The following is a 23,704-nucleotide window of genomic DNA, read 5'->3' as shown; positions in this document are numbered from 1 at the left end:
GCGTCCGCCCTCCGCTCGTGCCCGCAGCGTACCCGCCGGAGCGGCGGACCGGAACGGTCAGGACGACGGACGACCGGATCGGTCAGGACGACGGACGACCGGATCGGTCAGGACGCGGGGCGGACCGGCAGCTCCACCGTGAACGCCGTGCGCCCCGGCTCGGAGACGACCCGCACCGTGCCGCCGTGCGCCTCGACGACCGCGCGCACGATCGCGAGCCCGAGGCCGCTCGTCCCGTGCTCCCGCGTCCGGGACGCCGACCCCCTGGTGAACCGGTCGAACAGCGTCGGCAGGACGTCCGCGTCGATCGGCGGCCCGTCGTTCGCGACCACGAGCCGCACGAGCGGAACGCCGCCGGATTCGTGCTGCAGCGAGTCCTGCTGCAGCGCGACCTGCTGGAGTGAGACCACGACCGTCGTGCCCTCGGGGGTGTGCGTCCGCGCGTTCGACAGCAGGTTCGTCACCACGCGCCGCAGCTGCCCGGGGTCGCCGGACACCGCGACCGGGTGGTCGTCCGCGAGTTGCAGCGTCCACCGGTGTCCCGGCGCCGTGGCCCGGGCGTCCACGGTGGCCTCGACGACCGTCGCGGTCAGGTCGACGACCTCGCGCACGGGGTCAGGTCCGGCGGCCAGCGCGGTCGCGTCCAGCCGGGCGAGCAGCAGGAGCTCCTCGACGAGGTCGCCCATGCGCCGGGCCTCGCGGCCGATCCGGTCGACGTTGCGGTGCAGGTCGTCGACGTCGTCGGTGGTCCGGGACAGCTCGGCGTAGGCCCGGACGGTGGCGATCGGCGTGCGCAGCTCGTGCGAGGCGTCGGCGACGAAGGTCCGCATCCCGCGCTCGGCGTCCCGTCGGACGGTCAGTGCCCGGGCGACGTGCCCGAGCAGCCGGTTCAGGGCCGAGCCGACCTGGCCGACCTCGCGGTTCACGACGAGGTCCGCCGGCGCGACCCGGGCCGCGATGTCCGGGTCACCGCGCTCGAGGTCCAGGTCGGTGACGCTCGACGCGACCGACGCCACGCGCTCGAGCGGACGCAGCGACCGACGCACCGTCAGGGTCAGCGCCCACGCGGCGACGACCAGCGCGAGGAGCGTGACGCTCCCGACCACGACGACCAGTCGCACGATGCCGGCGTCGAGGTCGCCGAGCGGCAGGGCGGTCACGAACACGTCGCCGTCGTCGCCGACCGCCTGCGCCCGGTACGAGCCGAGCGACCCGAGCGTCACCGTCACGGGCTCGCCGTCGGCCGCCACGGTGCCGAGCTGCCGTCGCTGCGCGGCGGTCAGCGCGTGCTGCCGCCCCTCGTCGTCGGTGTACCCCGCCAGCACGGCGTCGCCGTCCCGGAAGATCGCCACCACCGTGTCGGCCGCCTGCCCGGGGGCGCCGATGAAGGTGTTGTCCGGGTCGGGCCGTGCCGACGACGTCCCGTCCGACCCCGGCGGCGGTCCGCTCGGCCGCTCGCCGTCGCGGCCGCCTGGTGTCCGCCCCGCGGCCGTCGCCAGCTCGGCGTCGAGCCGCCCGACCAGGTACTCCCGGTAGGCGACGACGGTGACCGCGCCGACGACGACGTTCGTCACGACGAGCAGGAGCGCCACGGCCCCCACGATCCGCCACCGCAGCGACGGGGTGCGGACCGGCCGGGAGGCACGGGTCGGCTCCGCGGGACCGGTCACGTCGTCGGCCGCAGCACGTAGCCGGCCCCGCGGACCGTCTGGAGCATCGGCTCGCGTCCGGCGTCGAGCTTCTTCCGCAGGTACGAGACGTACATGTCGACCAGGTTCGAGGACGTGCCGAAGTCCATGCCCCAGACGCTCGCCAGGATCTGCTCGCGGGAGAGCACCCGGTTCGCGTTGCGGGCGAGGTGCCGGAGCAGCTCGTACTCGGTCGGCGTGAGGTCGACCGGCTCGTCCCCGCGGCGGACGGAGCGGTCCTCCTCGTCGAGCCGGAGGTCGCCGACGACGACCGCCGACGAGCCGGGCGCCGCGACGACCTGGGGTGCGGTGCGGGCGAGGATGCGCGCCCGGACCAGCAGCTCGTCGATGCCGAAGGGCTTGGTCAGGTAGTCGTCACCGCCGCCAGTGAGCCCGGCGAGCCGGTCCTCGGGGGCGTCCCGCGCGGTGAGGAACAGCACGCGGACCGGGTCCCGGGCGTCACGGAGGCGCTCGAGGACCTCGAACCCGTCGATGTCCGGCAGCATCACGTCGAGCACGACCACGTCCGGCAGGAACTCCCGCGCGGCGAAGAGCACGTCTCGGCCCCGGTGCACGGTGCGCACGGCCCAGCCGTCGCCCGTGAACGCGAGGGCGACGGCCTCGGCGAGCGCGTGCTCGTCGTCGACGACGAGGACCCGGACGGGCGTGCCGTCGGTCCGCCGCAGTGCTCGGTCGGCCATGTCGGCGAGCCTATCCGGGCCCTCGTCGTGCATCACTTCGCGGTGGTCAGGTCGTAGACCGTCGACCCGCCGACGGTGGTGCTGTCGTAGTTCGCTGCCACCCACTCCTGGATCGCCGAGGCGGTGGACGAGCCGCCGCCCATCCCGCGGCCGCTGCCGGAGCTGATGTAGTAGCCGATCTTGCCCTCGGCGACCAGCGCCTTGAACTCGGCGAGGGTCGGCGTCGGGTCGCTCGACCAGCCGCCGATCGCCATCACCGCGGTGTCGGAGTCGAGTTCGAGCTGTGCGGCCGACTGGGAACCGTTCACCGCGGCGGACCACGTCGTGTCCGTCGCCGCGAGGAGCTTCGTGAGCGCCGCGGAGGTCGTCGCACCCTCGACGCCAGCGCCGCCACCCGTCCGGCCATCCACGCCGGTCGTGCCCTCGCCGGTGGTGCCGCCGGGCATCGTCGGCATCGAGCCGGTCGGCGGCTGGCCGCCGGGACCCTGTTGGGTGCCGTCGGAGCCGTCGGAGCCGTCGGTCTCGGAACCGGCGGCCGACCCGCCGGGGCCTGCCGTGCCTCCCGGCATGCCGCCGCCCCCGGGACCGCCACCGAACCCACCGGAGCTGCTGCCCGCCGGACCGACGCTCGGGATCGACCCGGAGTGCGCGACGGTGGTCGTGACGAGGGCGTAGGCGGTGGTGCCGGTCAGGCCGAACAGCGTGCCGGCGAGGACGCCCACGGCGACCAGGCGGCGGAGGGTCGGCACGCTGCCGACCACGATCGCGGCCGCGGCGAGGAGTCCGCCGAACAGCACCACCCAGCGCAGCCAGGGGAGCCAGGTGGGGTCCTCGTTCAGCAGGCACCAGCTCCAGAACGCGGTCCCGCCGACCATCGCGGCGAGGCCGAGGCGGCCGGTGACGCGCTCGCGGGCGTGCCAGAGCAGGGCGCCGCCGGTGCCGAGGAGGCCGGCGATCGCCGGGGCGAGGGCCACCGTGTAGTACGGGTGGATCGTGCCGGACATGAACGAGAAGACGAGCCCGGTGACGAGCAGCCAGCCGCCCCACAGCACCAGGCCGGCGCGGGCGGGATCGGCGAGGTGCCGACGGCCGACGACCACCAGGCCGAGGACGAGCGCGACGAGTGCGGCGGGCAGGAGCCAGGAGATCTCGAGCCCCATCTCGGACGAGAACAGGCGGTCCAGGCCGGTCGAGCCGCCGAACGACGAACCCGCGGTGCCGCCGCCCATGCCGCCGCCGCCGCCGTTGCCCGAGCCGCCGAAGATCCGGCCGAGGCCGTTGTACCCGAAGACGAGGTCGAGGACGGTGTTGTTCGTCGACCCGCCGATGTACGGACGGGACTCCGCGGGCCAGAGTGCCACGGCGACGACCCACCAGCCGGCGGACACGACGAGGGACACCGCCGCGATGCCGAGGCCGATCGCGCGCTTCCCCCACGACGTGCGGGCGGCGACCAGGTACACGAGCCCGAAGGCCGGCAGGACGAGCAGGCCCTGCAGCATCTTCGTCAGGAACGCGAAGCCGAGGGCGACCCCCGCGAGGGCGATCCACCGCCAGCTGCCCCGGGGCAGGGCGCGGACCGTGCAGTACGCACCCGCGGTCATGAGCAGGACGAGCAGCGCGTCCGGGTTGTCGAAGCGGAACATCAGCGCCGCCGCCGGGGTCGCCGCGACGACGAACCCGGCGAGGAGCGCACCGACGTTCGCGGTGGTCGTGCCGAGGCGGGCGAGGGTCCGTCGGACGGTTCCCCACACGAGGGCGACCGAGGCGACGGCCATGAGCGCTTGGGGCAGCAGCAGGCTCGTCGACGAGAAGCCGAAGAGCCGCGCGGACAGCACCATCACCCAGAGCGAGGCCGGGGGCTTGTCGACGGTGATGAAGTTCGACGAGTCGAGCGAGCCGAAGAAGAACGCCTCCCACGACTTCGTACCGGCCTGCACGGCGGCGGCGTAGAAGCTGTTCGCGTACCCGGAGACGCTGAGGTCCCAGCAGTACACGACGGCGGTCAGGGCGAGGAGGGCCCAGAAGGCCGGCCGGAGCCAGCGGGCGTCCTCGCGCTCGCCGGCGAACAGGCGGACGAGCGGCGGCCGACGCCGGTCCCGCGCGGCGGTGGTCCCGCCGGGACGTGCGTGGCCCGGACGGTCGGTCACGGGGGTCGGGTACGTGGTCATGCCGGTGAGCCTCCACGGCGTTCCCCGTGCGACCCGATGCGCTGCCTTGGCGCTCCCTAAGACCGTCGGTGGGGTGGGGTGGGGTTCAGGCGTAGCGGCGGGCGACGCGCAGGGCTGCGGCCGTGTACGACCCGCCGAACAGGTACACGTGGAGCAGCAGCGGTGCGAGCTGGTGCAGCTCGACCCGCTCCTGCCAGCCGTCGGCGAGCCGGGACTCCTCGTCGTACGCGGCCAGCACCGTCTCGAGCCGCGCGAGCCCGAACAGCCCCAGCAGCGCGAGGTCGGTCTCCGCGTGCCCGCCGTGCGGCGTCGCGTCGATGAGCACCGCGCCGGTCGGCTCCGAGCTGTCCGTCGGCCAGAGGACGTTCCCGGCCCACAGGTCCCCGTGCACCCGGGCGGGTCCGTCCCCGACGAGCGTGGGCTGCGGCGACCCGAGCGAACCGTCCTCCAGCCGGTCGGCGACCCGGTCGAACACCGCGGCCTCGGCACCGTCGAACCCGCCCCGGTCGACGATCCGCTGCACGAAGTCGCGGATCCGGTACTCGGCGAAGAACGCGCCCCACGTCGCCGGTGCGTCCGCCGCGGCGGTGAACGGCGTGCGCGAGCGCCCCATCCGCAGCCCCGCGCTCGCGGGGAACCCGGGGGACGGCGCGCCCCAGTGCGCGGCACCGGCGGCGTGGGTGTGCGCGAGCGACCGGCCGAAGCGCTCGGCCTGGGCCCGGGTCGGGGCGCCGTCGCTGATGCGCTCGAGGTGCAGGACCGTGGGAGACGGGTGCGCGAGGACCCGGGCGGTGCGGGTGCCGCCGGTGTCCTCGGCCTCGGCGAGCCAGCGCAGGCCGGCGGCCTCGGCGGTCGCCTCGTCCGGGTCGGTGAAGGTCTTCACGTGGGTGTCGGGCACGTGTCCATCCTGCCGACGGCGGCTGGGCGTCACACCGAGTCCACCAGCGCCTGCGCCAACGGGTGCCACGGCCGCGACGACGGCCCGCTCAGCACCAGCGTCCGCACGTACCGCGGCTCGACCGGCAGCATCACGAGGTCGGCGGGCAGCATCACGCGCCCGAGCGACGGCACGATCGACACCCCCTCGCCGCGCTGGATCATCCCGAACATCGTGCTCATCTCGCGGACCCGGTGCGCCCAGCGGAACGGCTGCCCGGCCAGTTCGTGCATCCGCTGGATCTGGTGCTCGCACCCGCCGCCGCCCGCGACCAGTCCGTCGTCGTGCAGGTCGTCGAGCGTCAGCTGCTCGGTCCCGGCGAGCGGGTGGTCACGGCGCACGACGGCGGCCATCTCGTCCCGCGCGACCACCACGCCGCCGGCCGGCACCGGGGACGGGTCGACGAGCACCGCGGCGTCCACCGTCCCGCCCTCGAGCCACTCGGGCATCTCGTCGTCGTCGCCCTCGTAGACCTGCACGTCGACGCCCGGCAGCGTCACCGCCCACAGTTCGCGGAGCCGCGGGAGCAGCCCCTGGCAGACCGTCGGCACGGCGGCCAACCGGACCGTGCCGCGGTCCGTGGCGGGCCGGACCACCGCCTCCAGGGCGTCGACGGAGGCGAGCACGCTGCGGGCGTGGGCCAGCAGCCGGTCCCCGAGCGGGGTGGGCGCGGTCGCCGCGCCGCGGCGCAGCACGCTCCCGCCGACCTCGCGCTCGAGTCCCGCGACGGCGTGCGAGACGGCGGACTGCCCGACGCCGAGCGCGGTCGCGGCACCGGTGAACGACCCGGCGTCGACGGTCGCGACGAACGCACGGAGCTGCGGGATCGAGACGGTCATGCGCTTCCTTCATGGACCCATGCAGCACATTCGTTCGACACATGCGCCGCGGTGCTCGATGCTAACCCTCGTGAACGCCCTCCTCTACGTGCTCGTCGCCCTCACCTGGGGGTCCAGCTTCTTCTTCGCGAAGATCGGGCTCGAGGGGCTCGCCCCGCAGCAGGTCGCGACCGTGCGGACCGTGCTCGGCGCCCTGACGCTCGTGGTCGTGCTGCTCGTCACGCGGCGTCGGTGGCCGCGGGAACGCCGGGTGTGGGGGCACCTGCTCGTCGTCGCGGTGTTCCTCAACGCGGTGCCGTCGTCGCTGATGGCCTGGGCGGAGCAGACCGTGCCGTCGGGGCTCGCGAGCATCTACAACGCGACGACGCCGATCATGACCCTGCTGGCGCTCGCCGTCCTGGTGCCGAGCGAACGCCTGTCGCGTCGGCAGGTCGGCGGCGTCGTGCTCGGGATCGTCGGCGTGCTCGTCCTGGTCGGCCCGTGGAGCCTGGTGGGGGACCCCGCGGTGCTCGCGACCGTCCCGGGACAGGTCGCCCTGCTCGGGATGACCGCGTCCTACGGCGTCGGCCTGGCGTGGCTCCGCCGCTTCGGCGTCGGCAGCGGGCAGGACCCGACGACCGTCGCGACGGTGCAGCTCACCCTGGCGGCGTTGCTCATGCTGCTGGTCGCGCCCGTCGTCGCGACGGGTCCGGTGCAGCTGGACTGGAGGATCGTGGCCGCGATGGTCGCGCTCGGTGCGGTCGGCACAGGGTTGGCCTACGCGTGGAACACGCGCCTGGTCGGCGCGTGGGGTGCCGGTCGGGCGTCGACCGTGACGTACCTGACCCCGGTGGTCGGGGTCGCGCTCGGCGTGCTCGTGCTCGGTGAGCCGCTGCGGTGGAACGAGCCCGTCGGCGGAGTCGTCGTGCTCGCCGGGATCGCGCTGGCGTCGGGACGGCTGGCCTTCCGGAGGCGCCGGGTGTCCGCCGTGGCCCCGGCCGGTGCCGGTCAGGGGCGCGTGTAGTCGAACTGCAGCCGCATCCGGTCGCCACGGAACACGATCGTCGAGTACTCGAACGTCGTCCCGGCCCGGTCGGCGATGACGTCGGTGAGCTGCAGCGCCGGGTCGCCCCGACGCAGGCCGAGCAGCCCGGCGTCGGCCTCGGCCACGGCGACGGCCTCGAGCCCCTCCGCGACGTCGTGCATCGCCAGGCCGAAGGCGTCCTCGAGCACGACGCAGAGCTGCTCCTCGACGACGTCCAGCGCGTCGAGGGTGGGCGCGAGGGCCGCCGGGACGAACGACCGGTGCACGCTGAGGGGCTTGCCGTCGACGGACCGCAGCCGGACGATCGCGAAGACGTCGTCGGTGCGGCCGAGGCCCAGGCGGTCCCGGATGCGGGCTGGCGCCGGGGCCCGGTCGATCGACACGAGCGTCGTGGTGATGTCGTAGCCGAGCACCTCGAGCTGCTCGCGGATGCCGCGGTACGCCGGGGAGACCGCGCTGATCTTCTCGGGCGCGACGAACGTGCCCTTGCCGGGGACCCGGTGGAGCAAGCCGTCGGTGGTCAGCTTCGTCAGGACGCCGCGCACCGTCATCCGGCTGGTCCCGTAGTGCCGGTTCAGCTCGTTCTCGGACGGGATCCGTTGGCTCGGCGCCCACTCGCCGCTCGCGATCTTCGCCGTGAAGATGTCCTCGAGCTGCTGGTAGATGGGCACGGCGGAGTCGCGGTCCACCTCGTCGACCACGGTCCACCTCCTGTCGGCCGGACGGTCGTCCGATAGCCGCTCATGATACTTGTCGAGTCCGGTCTAGACAGGTACAGTCCGAGCAGTCGTCGACGCTGACGGCGACATCCCACGACGCAGCGACGCAAGAGGGGACCCAGGCATGGACGTGTCCACCAGGACGTTGACCAGGACCGCACGGGACGGCGGGTACGCCGTACCGGCCGTGAACGTGTTCGACGAGCTGAGCATGCGGGCGGTGATCGCCGCGGCGGTCCGGACCCGGGCGCCGCTCGTCGTGCAGATCTCCGTGAAGACCGTGAAGGCCTCCGGGACCGCCTTCACCACCGACCTGTTCCGCGCGCTCACCCGGGACGTCCCGGTGCCGGTCGCGCTGCACCTCGACCACTGTCCGGACCGGGCGGTGCTCGACGACGTCATCGCCGCGGGGTGGTCCAGCGTGCTGTTCGACGCGTCCGACCGCGGGTTCGACGACGCGGTCCGCGAGACCGCCGAGGTCACCGCCGCGGCGCACGCCGCCGGGCTCGACGTCGAGTCGGAGATCGAGAACATCCTCGGGGTCGAGGACGGCGTGGGCAGCGACGAGTCCCGGCACGCGTACTCGGTCGAGCAACTGGCGGAGGTCGCCGAGCGGACCGACAGCGACCTGCTCGCGCCGCAGCTGGGCACGAGCCACGGACTGTACAAGGCGGACCCGGTGCTGCTGCCCGAGCGCGCCGCCGAGCTCGCCGCCCTGACCGACCGGCCGATCGTGCTCCACGGCGGCACGGGGCTGAGCCGCGACGACTTCCGGTCGTTCATCGACGCCGGGGTGTCGAAGATCAACATCTCGACCGCGGTGAAGCACGCGTACATGCGCGCGTCGCTCGAGCACCTCGAACAGGCACGGGCGACGGACAGCTGGGACCCGCCGAAGCTCGTCACCGCGATCGAGTCCGCCGTCACCGACGTGATCGCCGAGCACGTCACGTGGTTCGGCGCGGACGGCAAGGCCGGTCGGTCGTGACCCGCGCGCTCGTCTTCGACTGCGACGGCGTGCTCGCCGACACCGAGCGCGACGGGCACCTGCCGGCGTTCAACCAGACGTTCGAGCACTTCGACCTGCCGGTCCGGTGGAGCCAGGACGACTACGCCGAGGTGCTCCGGATCGGCGGCGGGAAGGAGCGGCTGGCGTCGCTGCTGACGCCGGAGTTCGTCGAGCGCGCCGGCCTGCCGACCGATCCCGAGGAACAGCGGGCCCTGGTGGCCGAGTGGCACGCCGAGAAGACCCGGCGGTACACCGCGATGGTCCGCGACGGGGTGATGCCCGGTCGGCCCGGCATCGCCAGGATCGTGCACGAGGCACACGACGCGGGCTGGCTGCTCGCGGTGGCCTCGACCTCGGCCGAGGCGTCGGTCCGCGCGGTGCTCGAGCACGCCGTGGGCGAGGAAGCCGCCGGCTGGTTCGCGGTCTTCGCGGGCGACGTCGTCCCGCGCAAGAAGCCCGCGCCCGACGTGTACGAGCTGGCGCTCCGGGAGCTCGGCGTCACCGCGGCGGACGCGGTCGTCGTCGAGGACAGCGCGAACGGGCTCCGGGCAGCGCTCGGCGCCGGACTCACCACCGTCGTGACCGTCAGCAGCTACACGGCCGACGAGGACTTCACCGGCGCGGCGCTCGTCGTCGACCGGCTCGGCGACCTGCCCGACGAGCCGGCACACGTGCTCGCGGACCCCCACCACGTCGAGGTGCCCGGACGGGTGACCCTCGACACCCTCACCCAGCTCCCGACCGGAGGACGACGATGACCACCGAAGCCACCACCCACCTCGAGTCCACCGTGCGGCTCATCGCGAGCACCTGCGTCGAGAACGAGCGGTACTTCTGCGACCTCGACGCGGTGGCCGGCGACGGCGACTTCGGCTACTCCCTCGCCCGCGGGTTCGAGAACGTGCTCGCCGGGTTCGACGACTACGACCGGTCGGACCCCGGGACCTTCCTGCAGCAGGTCGCGATGACGATGAGCAGCCGCATCGGCGGGACGTCCGGTCCGATCTGGGGCACCGCGTTCCTGCGGGCGGCCGGGGTCGTCAAGGGCAAGGACGACCTGACCGCAGAGGACGTCGTGGCGATGCTCCGCGCCGCGGTCGAGGGGATCAAGAAGCGCGGTGGCGCCGACCTCGGCGACAAGACGCTCCTCGACGCGATCGTCCCGATGACCGACGCGATCGAGTCCGACGCGGCGGACGGCCGGGACGGCGCCGCGATCGCCCGACACGCCGCCGAGGTCGCACGCCAGGCAGCGGACGCCACCTCGACGCTCGAGGCCCGCCGTGGGCGCGCGTCGTACACGGGGGAGCGCAGCATCGGCTCGCCCGACCCCGGCGCGGTCGCCGTCGCGGTGCTCGCGGAGCGCATCGCCGACGAGTGGTGACGCGAGCCGACCAGATCCGATCCGCCCCCACCAGCACGACCCTTCGCAGTACCCGACCACCACGATGAAGTGAGGCAACCGCAGTGAAGAAGTTCGTCAACGACCCGAAGCAGTTCGTCCCGGACATGCTGAAGGGTCTGGCCCTCGCCAACCCCGACACCCTGACCTACGACCCGAAGGCGAACCTGATCGTCCGCACCGACGCCCCGCGCGACGACAAGGTCTCGATCGTCCAGGGGTCCGGCTCCGGGCACGAGCCCGCGCACGTCATGGTCGTCGGCAAGGGCATGCTCGACGCGGCCTGCCCCGGGGACGTGTTCGCCGCGCCGCCGACCGACTACGTCATCGAGGCCGCCCGCCGGGTGAACAGCCCCAAGGGCGTGCTCCTGCTGGTCAACAACTACACGGGCGACAAGATGGCCTTCGAGATGGCGGAGGAGTTCGCCGAGGCCGAGGGCATCAAGGTCGCGACCCTGTTCATCGACGACGACGTCGCCGTGAAGGACTCCACGTACACGATCGGCCGTCGTGGCGTCGCCGGGAACTTCTTCGTGATCAAGGCGGTCGGCGCCGCGGCCGAGGCCGGCGCCGACCTCGACGAGGTCGTCCGGGTCGGGAAGAAGGTCAACTCGGTGACCCGGACCATGGGCGTCGCCCTCACGGCGTGCACCCCGCCCGCCAAGGGCTCGCCGCTGTTCGAGCTCGGCGACGACGAGATCGAGGTCGGCGTCGGCATCCACGGTGAACCCGGACGCGCTCGGCAGAAGATCGTCCCGGCGGACGAGATCGTCGACATCCTGCTCGACCCGATCGTGTCCGACCTGCCCTTCTCCGACGGCGACGAGGTCGCGCTCATGGTGAACGGACTCGGCGGCACCCCGATCAGCGAGCTCTACCTGCTCTACGGGATCGCGCACGAGAAGCTCGTCGCGCAGGGCATCACACCCGTCCGGAGCTACGTCGGCGAGTACTGCACCTCGCTCGACATGGCCGGCGCCTCGATCACGCTCGTGAAGCTCGACGACGAGGTCAAGGAGCTCCTCGCCGCCCCCGCCGAGATCCCGATCCGCACGTTCTGACGGACCACCCGTCGGCGCGCACCAGCCCGCCCGTCGACGGCTCCCACACCAGGACGCCCGCGACCGCGGGCGTCCCGACGCCGACGATCGAGGAGGATCACATGGCGAGCAACCACGCAGTCGCGTACAAGGGGCCGGGGAAGGTCGAGGTCATCGAGACCGACTACCCGACGTTCGAACTCAAGGACGGACCCGGTGTGAACCCGGCGAACGTCGGACGCAAGGTCAACCACGGGGCGATCCTCCGCACGGTGGCGACGAACATCTGCGGCAGCGACCAGCACATGGTCCGCGGCCGCACCACCGCGCCGAGCGACCTCGTCCTCGGTCACGAGATCACCGGCGAGGTCGTCGAGGTGGGCTCGGACGTCGAGTTCATCAAGGTCGGCGACATCGTCTCCGTCCCGTTCAACATCGCGTGCGGTCGCTGTCGGAACTGCAAGGAGCGGAAGACCGGCATCTGCCTCAACGTCAACCCGGACCGACCGGGCAGCGCGTACGGCTACGTCGACATGGGCGGCTGGGTCGGCGGTCAGGCCGAGTACGTCCTCGTGCCGTACGCCGACTGGAACCTGCTGAAGTTCCCGGACCGCGACCAGGCGCTCGAGAAGATCCTCGACCTCGCGATGCTCTCCGACATCTTCCCGACCGGGTTCCACGGCGCGGTCACGGCCGGCGTCGAGGTCGGTTCGACCGTGTACGTCGCCGGTGCGGGGCCGGTCGGCCTCGCGGCTGCGACCGGGGCGATGCTGCTCGGCGCCAGCGTGGTGATCGTCGGCGACATGAACGCCGACCGCCTGGCCCAGGCGCGCAGCTTCGGCTGCGAGACCGTCGACCTGACGAAGGGCGACCCCGCCGACCAGATCGACCAGATCCTCGGCGAACCGCTCGTCGACTGCGGCATCGACGCCGTCGGCTTCGAGGCCAAGGGCCACGGCGCCGGATCCGGGGAAGAGGCACCGGCGACGGTCCTCAACTCGCTCATGGACATCACGGCAGCCGGTGGCGCCCTGGGCATCCCCGGGCTCTACGTCACGGGTGACCCGGGCGGCGTCGACGAGGCCGCCAAGAAGGGTGCCCTGTCGCTCAGCCTCGGCACCGGCTGGGCGAAGTCGCTGTCCTTCACGACGGGGCAGTGCCCGGTCATGAAGTACAACCGGCAGCTGATGATGGCGATCCTGCACGACCGCACGAGCATCGCGAAGAACGTGAACGCGAAGCCGATCGGCCTCGACGAGGCCCCGCGTGGCTACGAGGAGTTCGACAAGGGCGCGGCGACGAAGTACGTCCTCAACCCGAACGGCCTCATCCCCGCGGCCTGACCCGGCGGTCCCACCGGCCCCTGCACCGTCGACACCCGGCGGCGCAGGGGCCGTCCGTCATCCGGGCCCGACCGCGTGCAGCCGTCCGTCCGTACGCTCGCCCGTGTGGACGCACCGCACCGACCCCGGGCCAGCCGACCGTCGACCCTGCGGCTGCTGTTCGCGTCCTCGCACCCCGGGCCGACCGTCACCGTCACGGTCCTCGCCACGGTGATCGCCGTCGCGGTCGGGCACCCGTTCGGCACCGTGCTGCTCGTGGCGCTCGCCGTGGTGGCGGGGCAGCTGTCGATCGGCCTGGCGAACGACTGGATCGACGCGGACCGCGACCGGGCCGTCGGCCGCTCCGACAAGCCCGTCGCACGGGGCCTCGTCGCAGCCTCGACCGTCCGGACCGCCGCGTTCGTCACGGCCGCGGTCGCGGTGCTCGCGAGCGTGTTCCTCGGTCCGGTCGCGGCCGTCGCGCACCTCCTGCTCGTCGCCGCGGGGTGGGCCTACGACGCGGGGCTCAAGCGCACGGCCTGGTCCGTCGCACCGTTCCTGGTGGCCTTCGGACTGCTGCCCGTCGTCGCGGTCGCCGCCGGCGGTGGCGCCTGGCCGGCCTGGTGGGCGGTCGCGACCGGGGCGGTGTTCGGCATCGCGATCCACTGCACGAACGTCCTCCCGGACCTGCTCGACGACGCGGCCACGGGTGTCCGGGGCTTCCCGCACCGCCTCGGCCTGCGCGGTGCCGGTGTCCTCGCGTTCGGGTCGCTCGTCGTCGCGGCGGGGCTCGTGCTCGGCGGGCAGCTGGCCGGGGCTGACCCGGCTCGCGGCGCGGCGGCGGTCCTCGCGGTCGTCGGGGCGCTCGTGGTGGTGGTGCTCGCGGTGGTCGGGGTCCGGCTCGTCCTGGTGGGGCGACCGACCCGCGCCCTGTTCCGGCTCGTGATCGCGTCGTCCCTCGTCCTCGTGGTCGAGCTCGGCGTCGCCGGTGCCCGACTCGTCGCCTGAGCCGATCCGCTCAGGCCCACCCCATCGCGTAGGTCGCAGCGAGCCACCTGGCGGACGGGAGTGCCAGGACGGACCGGAGCAGTGCCTCCCGTCCGACCAGCAGCGCACCGCGAGCCGGGCGACCGAGTGCCGCGTTCGCCTCCGCCTGCCGCGCGGCGCGCGCCGCGGCCGCCTGCCGGGTCGCCGCGTAGGCGGGCCACGGACCCGCGTCACCGGAGCGGACCGCGTCGGCCAGGAGCGGCGCGAGCGCCGCGACGTCCAGCCACCCGAGGTTCATGCCCTGCCCGCCGATCGGGCTGATCTCGTGCGCTGCGTCGCCGACCAGGACGACGCGCCCGACGCCCACCCGCTCGGCGGTGCGCCGCCGGGTCCGGAACGCGCTCACCATCGAGCAGGTCGCCGGGTCGGGAGCCGTGCCGGTGCGCTCGCGGACGAGCGTGGCCAGCCGGGAGGCACGCCCCGCCTCGGTCCCGTCGGTGCCGGACGGTCGCGTGGCCGGGCCGGTGACGAGCGCGACGGAGCGGCGGCGACCGCCGGGCAGCGGGAAGGACTCGAGGACGCCGCCGGGGCCGACGTCGACGACCGCGGTGTCCGCCGGGGCGACGCCGGTGTCCGCGAAGTCGCCCATCACGTACTGCTCGCGGTAGGTCCGGCCGGTGGTGCGGATGCCGAGCAGGTCGCGCACGGTGCTCCTGGCACCGTCCGCGCCGACGACGAACCGCGCGCGGACCCGCACCCGCTCGTCGTCCGGACCGGCGCCGGACACGGCGACGTGCCCGCGTTCCGGGTCGAGCGCGGTGACCGTCGTGCCGGTGCGGAGGGCGTCCGGTGCGAGGGCCGCGAGACGGTCCCGCAGGAGCGTCTCGGTGCGGTGCTGGTCGAGCGCGGCGACGAACGGGAACGGGTCGGACACATGGTCGAACGACAGCGTCCCGAGGGCGCGACCGCGGCTCGTGGCCACACCGCGGCGGACGGGGACCGCCTCGGCCAGGACGGGACCGGCGACCCCGACCCGGTCGAACACGGCGAGCGAGGGCGGGTGGATGCCGATCGCCCGCGAGCCCGTCGGCGCCGAGTCTCGGCGTTCCCAGACGCGCACGTCGACGCCCTCGGCGGCGAGCAGCACGGCGGCGAGGAGGCCGACCGGGCCGCCGCCCACCACGAGGACGTCGGTCGGGTCGGAGGTCACGCGCCGAGCCTACGGAGGGGCGGTCCGGTGGCTGCCAGCCACGCAGCGGTCAGTTCGTGACGCTCGCGCGCTCGGCCCGGTCGGCGGCGACGAGGGACCGTGCTTCGCGGACGCGCTTGCGGGCCTTCTCGACCGGGACCTCGACCGCGTAGGCGGCGCCGACGGCCACGAGCAGCGCGACGGCGATGAGCCACACCGTGCCCCACGGCCCGATCGCGAAGGGGTCGAGCAGGGCGATCACGAGCGGGTGCCAGAGGTACGCCGAGTACGAGACGCGGCGGCCGAACCACGACACCGGTGTCCAGGCGAGCGCGGCGGAGAGCGGTGACCGGACCGAGACGAGCCCGGCGATGAGCACCGACGACACGACCCCGGTCAGGGGCAGGACGACGCCGAAGGTCCACGCGTGCTGCGTCCAGTCGTCGCCGATCCAGAGCAGGATGCCGACGAGGAGCGCCAGGCCCGCCCAGCTCGCGACGTGCCCGGCGACCCCGGCCGCCCACGTGCGGACGCGCGCGTCGTCGAGGAGCAGGGCGAGCAGGCAGCCCGTCGCGAGCGGCACGACGCCGAGCACGGGGGAGAAGTACACGTCCGGCGTCGACCCGCCGTTGGGTGTCTGGTAGACGAGTCCGGCGGCGATCGAGCAGCCCACGATGACCGCACCGAGGCCGGCCATCAGCCACCGACGTCGAGCGCGCACCATGAAGAGCAGCACGAGCACGGGCGGCCACACCAGGTAGAACTGCTCCTCCATGGACAGGCTCCACGTGTGCGCGAAGACGCCCTGCGTGGTGTCCCAGAACGAGCGGAACAGGTTGCCCGTGTAGGTGAGGGCGATGAACGCGGCCTCGCCCGGACCGAACGACGCGCCCTTGTAGTCGCCGACCCAGTTCCACAGCAGCAGTCCGACCGCCACGAGGGCGAGGAGTGCCGGGTACAGCCGGAGCAGGCGCTTCCACCAGAACGAGCCGAGGCGGATGCGGCCGGTCTTCCGGTGCTCGCCGAGCAGCAGCGTCGTGATGAGGAACCCGGACAGGGCGAAGAACACGGTGACGCCGATGAAGCCGCCCTCGAACTGCGGGACGTGCAGGTGGTACAGGATCACCGCGAGGATCGCGATCGTGCGGAGGCCGTCGAGTGCCGGAGCCCGGTTCGTCAGGGGCGGTGGTGGCGTCGTCCGGGCAGCACCGATCCCTCGACCGACCGCGGTGGCGCGGCGGGTCGTGCTGGAGCGCTCGGGGGCGAGCGTGTTCGTCGTCACGGGTCCTCCCTGCGAGGATCGGTCTTCCGGGTGACGACCAGCGTGCTCCACCCAGGTAAGAGGACCCTCAGTGATCGGGGTGCACGAGCGCGGTCAGCGCTGCGAGCCGCTCCTCGACCAGGGTCCGGAAGTCGCGGTCCTCGGGTTCGGCGATCCACTGCGCGAACGCCAGGTGGAACACGGTGACCGCCGTCTCGGCGGCGATCGTGGCGAGGGGCTCGTCGATCCCGTGCGCCCGCAGGGTGTCGCCCAGACGGACCTTCAGGTTCGCGAGCTTGCCGAGTTCGCGCTCCTCGAGGGCGGGGACGGCGTCGATCACGGCCTGGCGTGACCGGGACCACGAGCGGCGGTCCTCGGGGAAGAAGTCGGCGGCCGAGTCGAGCGCCCGCCGGACCAGGTCGAACGCGGGCGTGCCGTCCGGGGCCTGCTCGACCGGGGTCGTGAACATCGCGGTGAAGTCGGTCTGGCCGGCGAACAGGACCTCGGGCTTGTCCGCGAAGTGCCGGAAGAAGGTGCGCTCGGTGACGTCGGCGGCCGCGGCGATCTGCGCGACGGTCGTCTCGTCGTAGCCCTGCTCGGCGAAGAGCCGGAGTGCGGTCGACTGCAGGCGTTCGCGGGTGCCGGGTTGCCAACGAGCCATGGACGCAGTCTACTGATGACAGTGGCTGACATCGAGTGCTACGGTGATGTCAGTCCGTGACATCGCGCCACGGACCCTGTGAAGGGAGACACTCATGCACGTGTTCGTCACCGGGGCCTCCGGCTGGATCGGCTCCCACACCGTCGACGAGCTCCTCGCCACCGGGCACACCGTCACCGGGCTCGCCCGGTCCGATGCGTCCGCCGCCGCACTCGAGTCCCGCGGTGCCGCCGTCCTGCGCGGCGACCTGGACGACCTCGACGTCCTGCGCCGCGGGGCGGAGGGCGCCGAGGGCGTCCTGCACCTCGCGAACAAGCACGACTGGGGCAACCCGGCGGCCACGAACGCGAGCGAGCGGGCCGCCGTCGAGACGCTCGGGAGCGCCCTGGCCGGTTCCGACCGTCCGCTCGTGGTGGCCTCCGGGGTGGCCGGCCTGGCCCCGGGCCGACCTGCCACCGAACAGGACCCCTCGCCGTTCGTCGGCCCGGACAGCATGCGCGGCGGCAGCGAGAACCGCGCGTTCGACTTCACGGCGGACGGTGTCCGGGCCGTCAGCGCGCGCTTCAGCCCGACCACGCACGGCGTCGGCGACCACGGGTTCATCGCCGCGATCGTCGCCGCAGCCGTCCGGACCGGGGTGTCCGGCTACCTGGGGGAGGGCACGAACCGGTGGGCCGCCGTGCACGTGGACGACGCCGCGCGGCTCGTGCGCCTCGGGCTCGAGGACGCCCCGGCTGGAACGCGGTTGCACGCCGTCGCCGAGACGGGTGTCCCGACCCGGGACATCGCGCAGGCGATCGGCGACGCCCTCGGGCTCCCGGTCACGAGCATCGAACCCGCGGACGCCGAGCAGCACTTCGGGTTCATCGGCCGGTTCTTCGCGCTCGAGATGTCCGCGACGGCCGATGCCACGCGGGGGCGCTTCGGCTGGACCCCGACCGGGCCGACCCTGCTCGAGGACATCGCCGCCGGGGCGTACGCGCACGTCGCGCGCTGACCCGCTCGCGGGCCCGGCGCCCTGGCTGGGGGAGGCTACTCGGCCTTCTGCATCTGCCAGGGCTCGGGCTCGCGGTCCCCGTTCGGGCGCACCGGACGGACGTCTCCGACGATCGGGATGGAACGCTTCCGCATGAACCACAGGTAGCGGACGAAGAAGTGCGACAGGGTCGACAGCCGGTTGCCGTTGCCGAGCAGCGACGCGATGTGCACGGCCACCCAGGCGGCCCACGCGACGGGGCCGACCATCGTGATGCCACCGCGGAGCTGGGCGACCGCGGCGTTCGTGCCGATCGTCGCCATGGTGCCCTTGTCGAAGTACTTGAAGTGCTCGGTCTGCTTGCCCTCGAGCAGGCGGACGACCTGCCGGGCGACGTGCCGACCACCCTGCAGCGCCGGCTGGGCGAGCTGGGCGAGGGCGTCGTCCTGGGCGGCGATGTCGCCGGCGGAGAAGATCCGCTCGACGCCCTTCACGCTGAGGTCGTCGTTCACCTGGATCCGCCCGCCGTGGGTCTGCGGCAGACCCCAGCCCGAGACCTCCTTGTGGGCCGCGACCCCGGTCGCCCAGATCACCTGGGACGCGGGGATGAACTCGCCGTCGGCCGTGACGACGCCGTCGGGCTTGACCTCGGCGACCCCGGTGTTCAGCCGCAGCACGACGCCGCGCTTCCGCAGGACCTTGGCCGCGTACCGGCGCAGGCGCGGGGCGAACGGCTTGAGGAGTTCGCCGCTGCGGTGCACGAGCGTGATCGTGATCGCGCCCTCGTCGAGCTCGGGGTACGCGCCCTCGAGGGCCTGGTCGCGGAGCTCCGCGAGGGCACCGGCCATCTCGACGCCCGTCGCACCGCCGCCGACGATGACCACGCGGATCTCGTCGGGGCCCTGGTTCGCCGCGGCCTCCTCGAGCCGGGTGAACAGCTCGTCGCGGATCCGCAGCGCCTGCGAGCGGGAGTACATCGAGTACGCGTACTCGTACGCGCCGGGGGTGCCGAAGTAGCTCGTGTTGACGCCGTTCGCCAGGATGAGCCAGTCGTAGTGCAGGTGCTCGCCGTCGGACATCTCGGCGACGCGGTGCTCGGCGTCGATGCCGGTGAGCAGCCCGTGGCGGAAGTCGGCGTTCGACTGCTTCGCGCGCAGGCTCCGCAGGAAGTACGTCACGTCGCCGGCGTTGAGGCCGCCCGTCGCCACCTGGTACATGAGCGGCTGGAACATGTTGTAGACGTGGCGGTCGACCAGGGTCACCCGGACCGGTGCGTCCGCGAGTTCACGCATCGCCGCGATGCCGGCGAAGCCTCCGCCGACGATGACGACGTGCGGGCGGGTGTCCTCGGACATGCTGATCTCCAGGGTGGTGCGGTCGACGGCCACCCAGAAGGGTACGCCGATCGGGAGCCGTGTCCGTCCACCCGCCCGTCACCGTGCCGATGGAGCGGTCCCGCCGGCCCTGCGGCCCTGCGGCCTGCGTCAGGCGCGGCCTGCGTCAGGCCTCGAACGGCGCGTACGTGCTCAGCACGTTGCCCTTGCTCGTCACGACGCTCTGCACCAGGCGCAGCCGCGTGGGCGGATCGGTCGGCTCGAACAGCTTCCGGCCGGCGCCCGCGATCGCCGGGTGCGTCATGAGCTGCAGCTCGTCGAGCAGCCCCGCGAACAGCAGGTGCCGCACGAGCGTGACGCTCCCCGTCACCGCGACGTCGCCGCCGTCGCCGGCCTTGAGCTCGCGCACGAACGCGTCGACGTCACCCTGGATCAGGTGCGCGTTCTCCCACGTCAGGTCCGGGTCGAGCGTGGTCGAGGCGACGTGCTTCTCGATCGGGTTGATCCAGCGGCCGAACGGGTCGTCGGCGTGCGACGGCCACCACTCGGACCACTCGAGGTAGCTCTGCTTGCCGAGCAGGACCGTGTCGGTGCGGTCCATCCACGCCGTCATCGCCGTGCCGAGCTCGGCGTCGAAGGAGTCGTACTGGAACGTGTACGGGTCCTGCACGACACCGTCGACCGACGTGAAGAGCCCCGAGGTGACCTTGCGCATGCCCCGGAGCCTAGGGGCCTGGGCGTCCTGCGTCGAGGGTCAACTCCCCGTGCCGCTCCCGCCGCCCTGCACGCCACCGGGCAGCTGTCCGCCCTGACCGTTCTGCCCGCCCTGCCCGCTCTGCCCGTCCTGCCCGGGGAACCCGCCGCGCCCGCCGCCCGGGACGGTCACGGAGCCCGAGTGCGACGCGCCGATGGCGTGGCCGACGGCGTACCCGACGCCACCGCCCGCGAGCAGGGCTCCGAGCCCGACCGCCACGGCCACCACGGGCCAGAACCACGGCGGCTTCGGACGCGTGCGCCCCGCGGTCCCCGACGGCTGTCCGGTCCAGGCGGCGGGACCGACCGGGGCCGCGGCCCACGAGGGCTGGCCGGTTGCGGCGGGCGGCCCGTCGAGCGTGGCGGTCGGACCGGCGGCGGGCGCCGCGCCCCAGCCGTGCGGCGGGACGGGCGCGTGGCTCGGTGCGGTGTTCGGGGAGTGGTCGCTCATGCGCGCCAGTGCACTCTGCTCGGCCAAGAGGAACCGATGACGACCCTGACCCGGCGCTGCGAACCCGCGGGTAGGTTCGGGTCGTGCGCGCACGGGTCGGGTCGTTCCAGGTCGGGGACCTCCGCGTGCGCCTCCGGACCCTGGCGCCGGCCGGCCGTCTGCACGACTCCCTGGCCCCGACCGTCGTCCTGGTGCACGGCATCGGGATGTCGCACCGGTCCTTCGCCCGCACGCAGCGGGTCCTCGCCCGGACCCACCGCACGGTCGCCGTCGACCTGCCGGGGTTCGGCGGCCTCCCGCCGGCCTGCCGCCGGCTGCAGGTCGAGGAGCTCGCGGACCTCGTCGTCGCGGCGGTCCGGGACGGCGGCGCGGAGACCGTCGTCGCGATCGGGCAGTCGATGGGGACGCAGGTCGTCGCGGAGGCCGCGCTCCGTCACCCCGACGTCGTCCGGGCCGTCGTCCTGGTCGGCCCCGTGTGCGACCGGTCCCGGCGCACCCTGCTCCGGCAGGCGCTCGACCTGGCTCGGGACACCGTCGTCGAGACCCCGCGCATGAACGCCGTCGTCACGACCGACTACCTGCGGAGCATCCGGCAGTACGTCCGCGAACTCGGCCCGATGCTCCGGTACCGGCTCGAGGACGTGCTGCCCCGGCTCACCCAACCCGTGCTCGTCGTGCGCGGCGACCGCGACCCGATTGCGCGGCGGGAGTGGTCGGAGTCCCTCGCGCACGCGGCCCCGCGCGGGGCGCTCGTCGAGCTGCCCGGCGGGCACCACGTGCAGGAGCGGCACCCGGAGGCGTTCGGACGACTCGTCGAGGAGTTCCGCCGCGTGCAGACCCTGGAGGACGCACGGTGACGGACCCGACCGCCCGCTCGGCCGCGGCGGCGGGACCGACGCGAGCCGTGCCTCCAGGCCGTCTGCCGGTGGACCGCGTGCCGGTGCTGCGGCGCGCGTGGTGGGCCGTCCTCGACTGGTGGTACGCGGCGCGGTGGCAGCTGCGGAGTGCCGGCCCGACGACCGCCGAGGACTACCGGACCGGCGAGGGCCAGCCGGTCGTCGTCGTGCCGGGCGTCTACGAGACCTGGCACTTCATGCGTCCCCTGATGGACGCGCTGCACGACGCCGGGCACCCCGTCCACGTGCTGCCCGTGCTGCGGCACAACATCCGGCCGGTGCCGGAGTCCGCGCGCGAGGTGCTCGCGTACCTCGAGGCGGAGGGCCTGCGCGACGTCCTCGTCGTGGCGCACAGCAAGGGCGGGCTGATCGGGAAGTACGCGATGACCCTGCCCGAGGGGGACCGCATCGACCGGATGGTCGCCGTGTCGACGCCGTTCGCCGGGTCGGCCTACGCGCGGCTCGCGCCGGTGCGGCACCTGCGGGTGTTCCGTGCCGCGGACCCGGTGCTCGCGGCGCTCGGGCGGGACCTCGCGGTGAACGCGCGGATCACGTCGGTATGGGGGGTCTTCGACACGCTCATCCCGGCCGGGAGCGAGCTCGCGGGTGCGACGAACGTGCGCGTCCCGGTGGGCGGGCACTTCCGGATCCTGGCCGCGCGGCAGACGCGCGAGGCGGTGCTGGCCGCCGCCGCGGGGCCGGGGCAGGCCCGAGACTCGGCCTGACGGACAGATCCGTGCCTCGGAGGCCCGAGTCTCGTCCGCGGAACCGGGTCTCGCTGCGGTCCGCCGTCGCGGCGCGACCCGGCCTGGAGGCACGTGGTGCGCCCGGCGCGTCGGCCCGGTCGGGCGTGCTGCCCTGGTCGCCGGGTCAGGCGCCCGGCAGGAACAGGCAGAACGGGTGGCCGTCCGGGTCGAGGAGCACCCGGACGTCGTCCTGGGGCTGGAACGCGTGCTCGGTCGCCCCGAGCTCGAGGGCGCGGGCGGTCGCCGCGGGCAGGTCCTCCACCTGGAAGTCGAGGTGCAGCTGCATGCCCTGGCGTCCGGACTCGGGCGGCCACACCGGCGGGACGTAGGCGTCGTCGTACTGCACCGACAGACCGGGACCGCCGTCGGCCGGGCGGACCCGGAGCCACGTCGGTCCGTCCTCGTGCACGGTCCACCCGGTCAGCGCGCCGTAGAAGCGGGCGAGGGCGACCGGCTCCGGGGACTGCAGCACGGTCGCGGTCAGGACGGGCATCGCGGGGTCGTCGGCGCTCATGGCGCGGACGGTACCCCCGGCCGTCGCACCACTCGTCCAGCGCGCCCGGGCGGTGCGTCCGGTCAGCGTTCCCGGACGCTCGCGCGCTCGACGATTCGGTGCGGCACCACGACCGTCTCCGGTGCTGCCGACGGGTCCGCGATCCGCCGGGTGAGGAGATCGAGCGCAGCGGTCGCGAAGGCCCGACGGTCGAACGACACGGTGGTCAGCGCGGGGATCGCGTAGGCCGCCGCGTCGACGTCGTCGAACCCGACGACGCTCACCTGCCCCGGGACCCGGACGCCCCGCGCCGCGAGCACGTGCAGCACGCCGAAGGCGATGGAGTCCGTGTAGGCGAACACCGCGTCCGGCAGCGGGTTCGTGTCCAGCCATGCGGCGAACGCCGTCGCCGCCGCACTCGTCGTCCACGCCGGCAGCGGCACGCGCAGCGCGGGGTCGACCACGAGGCCGGCACTGCCGAGCGCGTCCGCGTGGCCCTGGTCGCGGAGTTCGCTCGTGGCGGTGGCGTCCGTCGGGCGCGCTGCCCCGACGACGGCGATCCGCCGGTGCCCGCGGTCGAGCAGGTGGGTCGTGACCTCGCGTGCGGCGAGCCGGCTGTCGACGTGCACCTGGTCGACGTGCTCCGGCTCGACCTCGCCGATCACCACGGTCGGCGGCAGCCCCTCGGTCTCGGCGAGCACGCTCGCGCTGAGGGACACCGGGTTGAGCACGAGCCCGTCCACCAGGTGCGCGCGGGCCCGCGAGACCAGTTCGCGCTCGCGGTCCGGGTCGTTGCCGGTCTGGTCGAGCTGCACCGTCCAGCCGCGCTCGCGCGCCAGCTCGACGAACCACTGGGCGAGCTCAGCGGAGTAGGCGTTCCCGAGCTCGGGCAGCGTCAGCGCGATCGCCCCGGACCGTCCGTTGCGCAGCCCGCGGGCGGACAGGTTCGGGACGTATTCGAGCTCGGCGAGGGCACGTTCGACGCGCTCCCGGGTCGCCGGGCGCACCGCGACGCCACCGTTGATGACGTTGGAGACGGTCTTCGGCGACACCCCGGCCATGGCCGCCACGTCCCGCACGGTCGCGCGCATCCGACGAGCGTAGC

At 73.7% G+C, this 23,704-nt stretch carries 24 protein-coding genes; 10 read left to right on the top strand and 14 right to left on the bottom strand.

The window, feature by feature from the left end; translation table 11 throughout:
* Positions 1 to 107: 107 nt before the first annotated feature.
* The 5 genes from LQK89_RS13280 to LQK89_RS13260 all read right to left on the bottom strand — a co-directional run bounded on the left by LQK89_RS13280 (position 108) and on the right by LQK89_RS13260 (position 6,336).
* Entirely contained in the window at positions 108 to 1,670 is a 1,563-nt protein-coding gene (locus tag LQK89_RS13280) for a sensor histidine kinase (RefSeq protein WP_231049384.1), read from the bottom strand.
* Positions 1,667 to 2,389, bottom strand: coding sequence for a response regulator transcription factor (locus LQK89_RS13275; protein WP_144804916.1), 723 nt, complete (start codon positions 2,387 to 2,389; stop codon positions 1,667 to 1,669). The genes LQK89_RS13280 and LQK89_RS13275 overlap by 4 nt, the downstream gene beginning before the upstream one ends.
* A 32-nt stretch (positions 2,390 to 2,421) precedes the next feature.
* Positions 2,422 to 4,560: an ArnT family glycosyltransferase gene (locus tag LQK89_RS18050; RefSeq protein ID WP_269145899.1), complete on the bottom strand. Its 2,139-nt coding sequence runs from the start codon at positions 4,558 to 4,560 to the stop codon at positions 2,422 to 2,424.
* An 85-nt stretch (positions 4,561 to 4,645) separates the two neighbouring features.
* Positions 4,646 to 5,458 (bottom strand): fructosamine kinase family protein, encoded by an 813-nt coding sequence (locus LQK89_RS13265; RefSeq protein WP_231049383.1) that lies wholly within the window; start codon positions 5,456 to 5,458, stop codon positions 4,646 to 4,648.
* A gap of 29 nt (positions 5,459 to 5,487) precedes the next feature.
* Positions 5,488 to 6,336: a LysR family transcriptional regulator gene (locus LQK89_RS13260; protein WP_231049382.1), complete on the bottom strand. Its 849-nt coding sequence runs from the start codon at positions 6,334 to 6,336 to the stop codon at positions 5,488 to 5,490.
* A 70-nt stretch (positions 6,337 to 6,406) separates the two neighbouring features.
* On the opposite strand from LQK89_RS13260, the gene LQK89_RS13255 reads away from it, so the two are divergent.
* The gene (locus LQK89_RS13255; RefSeq protein ID WP_174777608.1) at positions 6,407 to 7,339 is read left to right on the top strand and encodes a DMT family transporter; all 933 of its coding nucleotides are present in this window, start codon (positions 6,407 to 6,409) and stop codon (positions 7,337 to 7,339) included.
* On the opposite strand, the gene LQK89_RS13250 is transcribed toward LQK89_RS13255, so the two are convergent.
* On the bottom strand, positions 7,324 to 8,061 hold the full coding sequence (locus tag LQK89_RS13250; RefSeq protein WP_231049381.1) for a GntR family transcriptional regulator: 738 nt from the start codon (positions 8,059 to 8,061) through the stop codon (positions 7,324 to 7,326). The two genes, LQK89_RS13255 and LQK89_RS13250, sit on opposite strands and share 16 nt — an antisense overlap.
* A 142-nt stretch (positions 8,062 to 8,203) precedes the next feature.
* Between LQK89_RS13250 and LQK89_RS13245 the strand changes: the two genes are divergently transcribed.
* From LQK89_RS13245 to LQK89_RS13220, 6 genes are all read left to right on the top strand, one after another.
* On the top strand, positions 8,204 to 9,067 hold the full coding sequence (locus LQK89_RS13245; RefSeq protein ID WP_231049380.1) for a class II fructose-bisphosphate aldolase: 864 nt from the start codon (positions 8,204 to 8,206) through the stop codon (positions 9,065 to 9,067).
* Complete coding sequence (locus tag LQK89_RS13240) at positions 9,064 to 9,846, top strand: HAD-IA family hydrolase (RefSeq protein WP_231049379.1); 783 nt, start codon at positions 9,064 to 9,066, stop codon at positions 9,844 to 9,846. The genes LQK89_RS13245 and LQK89_RS13240 overlap by 4 nt, the downstream gene beginning before the upstream one ends.
* Positions 9,843 to 10,472 (top strand): dihydroxyacetone kinase subunit DhaL, encoded by a 630-nt coding sequence (gene dhaL / locus LQK89_RS13235; RefSeq protein ID WP_174777611.1) that lies wholly within the window; start codon positions 9,843 to 9,845, stop codon positions 10,470 to 10,472. The genes LQK89_RS13240 and dhaL overlap by 4 nt, the downstream gene beginning before the upstream one ends.
* Before the next feature lie 83 nt (positions 10,473 to 10,555).
* Positions 10,556 to 11,551 (top strand): dihydroxyacetone kinase subunit DhaK, encoded by a 996-nt coding sequence (dhaK, locus tag LQK89_RS13230; protein WP_231049378.1) that lies wholly within the window; start codon positions 10,556 to 10,558, stop codon positions 11,549 to 11,551.
* A gap of 101 nt (positions 11,552 to 11,652) precedes the next feature.
* Positions 11,653 to 12,873 carry a formaldehyde dehydrogenase, glutathione-independent gene (fdhA, locus tag LQK89_RS13225; protein WP_058743180.1) on the top strand — a complete coding sequence of 407 codons (1,221 nt, stop codon included), beginning with the start codon at positions 11,653 to 11,655 and terminating at the stop codon, positions 12,871 to 12,873.
* A gap of 105 nt (positions 12,874 to 12,978) precedes the next feature.
* Positions 12,979 to 13,860, top strand: a complete 882-nt coding sequence (locus LQK89_RS13220) for a UbiA family prenyltransferase (RefSeq protein ID WP_231049377.1) — start codon at positions 12,979 to 12,981, stop codon at positions 13,858 to 13,860.
* Positions 13,861 to 13,870: 10 nt separating this feature from the next.
* Here the strand turns inward: LQK89_RS13220 and LQK89_RS13215 are convergent, their stop codons facing one another.
* From LQK89_RS13215 to LQK89_RS13205, 3 genes are all read right to left on the bottom strand, one after another.
* Positions 13,871 to 15,049 carry an FAD-dependent oxidoreductase gene (locus LQK89_RS13215; protein ID WP_231049376.1) on the bottom strand — a complete coding sequence of 393 codons (1,179 nt, stop codon included), beginning with the start codon at positions 15,047 to 15,049 and terminating at the stop codon, positions 13,871 to 13,873.
* A gap of 49 nt (positions 15,050 to 15,098) precedes the next feature.
* A complete protein-coding gene (locus LQK89_RS13210; RefSeq protein ID WP_181819265.1) occupies positions 15,099 to 16,310 on the bottom strand; it encodes an acyltransferase family protein in 1,212 nt (403 codons plus the stop codon).
* Between the two features lie 67 nt (positions 16,311 to 16,377).
* Complete coding sequence (locus LQK89_RS13205) at positions 16,378 to 16,950, bottom strand: TetR/AcrR family transcriptional regulator (protein WP_231049375.1); 573 nt, start codon at positions 16,948 to 16,950, stop codon at positions 16,378 to 16,380.
* A 94-nt stretch (positions 16,951 to 17,044) separates the two neighbouring features.
* Here LQK89_RS13205 and LQK89_RS13200 point away from each other — a divergent pair, with 94 nt between their 5' ends.
* On the top strand, positions 17,045 to 17,947 hold the full coding sequence (locus tag LQK89_RS13200) for an SDR family oxidoreductase (protein WP_231049374.1): 903 nt from the start codon (positions 17,045 to 17,047) through the stop codon (positions 17,945 to 17,947).
* Positions 17,948 to 17,982: 35 nt separating this feature from the next.
* Here LQK89_RS13200 and LQK89_RS13195 read toward each other — a convergent pair whose 3' ends face one another.
* The 3 genes from LQK89_RS13195 to LQK89_RS13185 form a co-directional block, all read right to left on the bottom strand.
* Positions 17,983 to 19,314, bottom strand: a complete 1,332-nt coding sequence (locus LQK89_RS13195; protein WP_229666944.1) for an NAD(P)/FAD-dependent oxidoreductase — start codon at positions 19,312 to 19,314, stop codon at positions 17,983 to 17,985.
* 112 nt (positions 19,315 to 19,426) lie between these two features.
* Complete coding sequence (locus LQK89_RS13190) at positions 19,427 to 19,975, bottom strand: dihydrofolate reductase family protein (protein ID WP_141862643.1); 549 nt, start codon at positions 19,973 to 19,975, stop codon at positions 19,427 to 19,429.
* Positions 19,976 to 20,014: 39 nt separating this feature from the next.
* Entirely contained in the window at positions 20,015 to 20,464 is a 450-nt protein-coding gene (locus tag LQK89_RS13185; protein WP_231049373.1) for a hypothetical protein, read from the bottom strand.
* A gap of 83 nt (positions 20,465 to 20,547) precedes the next feature.
* On the opposite strand from LQK89_RS13185, the gene LQK89_RS13180 reads away from it, so the two are divergent.
* Positions 20,548 to 21,321 carry an alpha/beta fold hydrolase gene (locus tag LQK89_RS13180; protein WP_231049372.1) on the top strand — a complete coding sequence of 258 codons (774 nt, stop codon included), beginning with the start codon at positions 20,548 to 20,550 and terminating at the stop codon, positions 21,319 to 21,321.
* Complete coding sequence (locus tag LQK89_RS13175; protein ID WP_231049371.1) at positions 21,318 to 22,085, top strand: esterase/lipase family protein; 768 nt, start codon at positions 21,318 to 21,320, stop codon at positions 22,083 to 22,085. The genes LQK89_RS13180 and LQK89_RS13175 overlap by 4 nt, the downstream gene beginning before the upstream one ends.
* A 145-nt stretch (positions 22,086 to 22,230) precedes the next feature.
* On the opposite strand, the gene LQK89_RS13170 is transcribed toward LQK89_RS13175, so the two are convergent.
* On the bottom strand, positions 22,231 to 22,620 hold the full coding sequence (locus LQK89_RS13170; protein ID WP_167510131.1) for a VOC family protein: 390 nt from the start codon (positions 22,618 to 22,620) through the stop codon (positions 22,231 to 22,233).
* Positions 22,621 to 22,682: 62 nt separating this feature from the next.
* The gene (locus LQK89_RS13165; RefSeq protein ID WP_231049370.1) at positions 22,683 to 23,690 is read right to left on the bottom strand and encodes a LacI family DNA-binding transcriptional regulator; all 1,008 of its coding nucleotides are present in this window, start codon (positions 23,688 to 23,690) and stop codon (positions 22,683 to 22,685) included.
* Between the last annotated feature and the right edge of the window lie 14 nt (positions 23,691 to 23,704).

This window comes from Curtobacterium sp. C1 (assembly GCF_021049325.1).
GTDB lineage: Bacteria > Actinomycetota > Actinomycetes > Actinomycetales > Microbacteriaceae > Curtobacterium > Curtobacterium citreum.
Note: the sequence above shows the minus strand (reverse complement) of the source record. Positions and strands in the feature narration are given on the sequence as shown.

What these genes read in the sequence shown, in the direction of transcription:
- LQK89_RS13190 (WP_141862643.1), bottom strand. Translation starts at nt 19,975, where the DNA reads ATGCGCAAGGTCACCTCGGGGCTCTTCACGTCGGTCGACGGTGTCGTG.
- LQK89_RS13205 (WP_231049375.1), bottom strand. Translation starts at nt 16,950, where the DNA reads ATGGCTCGTTGGCAACCCGGCACCCGCGAACGCCTGCAGTCGACCGCA.
- fdhA (WP_058743180.1), top strand. Translation starts at nt 11,653, where the DNA reads ATGGCGAGCAACCACGCAGTCGCGTACAAGGGGCCGGGGAAGGTCGAG.
- LQK89_RS13200 (WP_231049374.1), top strand. Translation starts at nt 17,045, where the DNA reads ATGCACGTGTTCGTCACCGGGGCCTCCGGCTGGATCGGCTCCCACACC.
- LQK89_RS13170 (WP_167510131.1), bottom strand. Translation starts at nt 22,620, where the DNA reads ATGAGCGCCGACGACCCCGCGATGCCCGTCCTGACCGCGACCGTGCTG.
- LQK89_RS13275 (WP_144804916.1), bottom strand. Translation starts at nt 2,389, where the DNA reads ATGGCCGACCGAGCACTGCGGCGGACCGACGGCACGCCCGTCCGGGTC.
- dhaL (WP_174777611.1), top strand. Translation starts at nt 9,843, where the DNA reads ATGACCACCGAAGCCACCACCCACCTCGAGTCCACCGTGCGGCTCATC.
- LQK89_RS13185 (WP_231049373.1), bottom strand. Translation starts at nt 20,464, where the DNA reads ATGAGCGACCACTCCCCGAACACCGCACCGAGCCACGCGCCCGTCCCG.
- LQK89_RS13245 (WP_231049380.1), top strand. Translation starts at nt 8,204, where the DNA reads ATGGACGTGTCCACCAGGACGTTGACCAGGACCGCACGGGACGGCGGG.
- LQK89_RS13260 (WP_231049382.1), bottom strand. Translation starts at nt 6,336, where the DNA reads ATGACCGTCTCGATCCCGCAGCTCCGTGCGTTCGTCGCGACCGTCGAC.
- LQK89_RS18050 (WP_269145899.1), bottom strand. Translation starts at nt 4,560, where the DNA reads ATGACCACGTACCCGACCCCCGTGACCGACCGTCCGGGCCACGCACGT.
- LQK89_RS13165 (WP_231049370.1), bottom strand. Translation starts at nt 23,690, where the DNA reads ATGCGCGCGACCGTGCGGGACGTGGCGGCCATGGCCGGGGTGTCGCCG.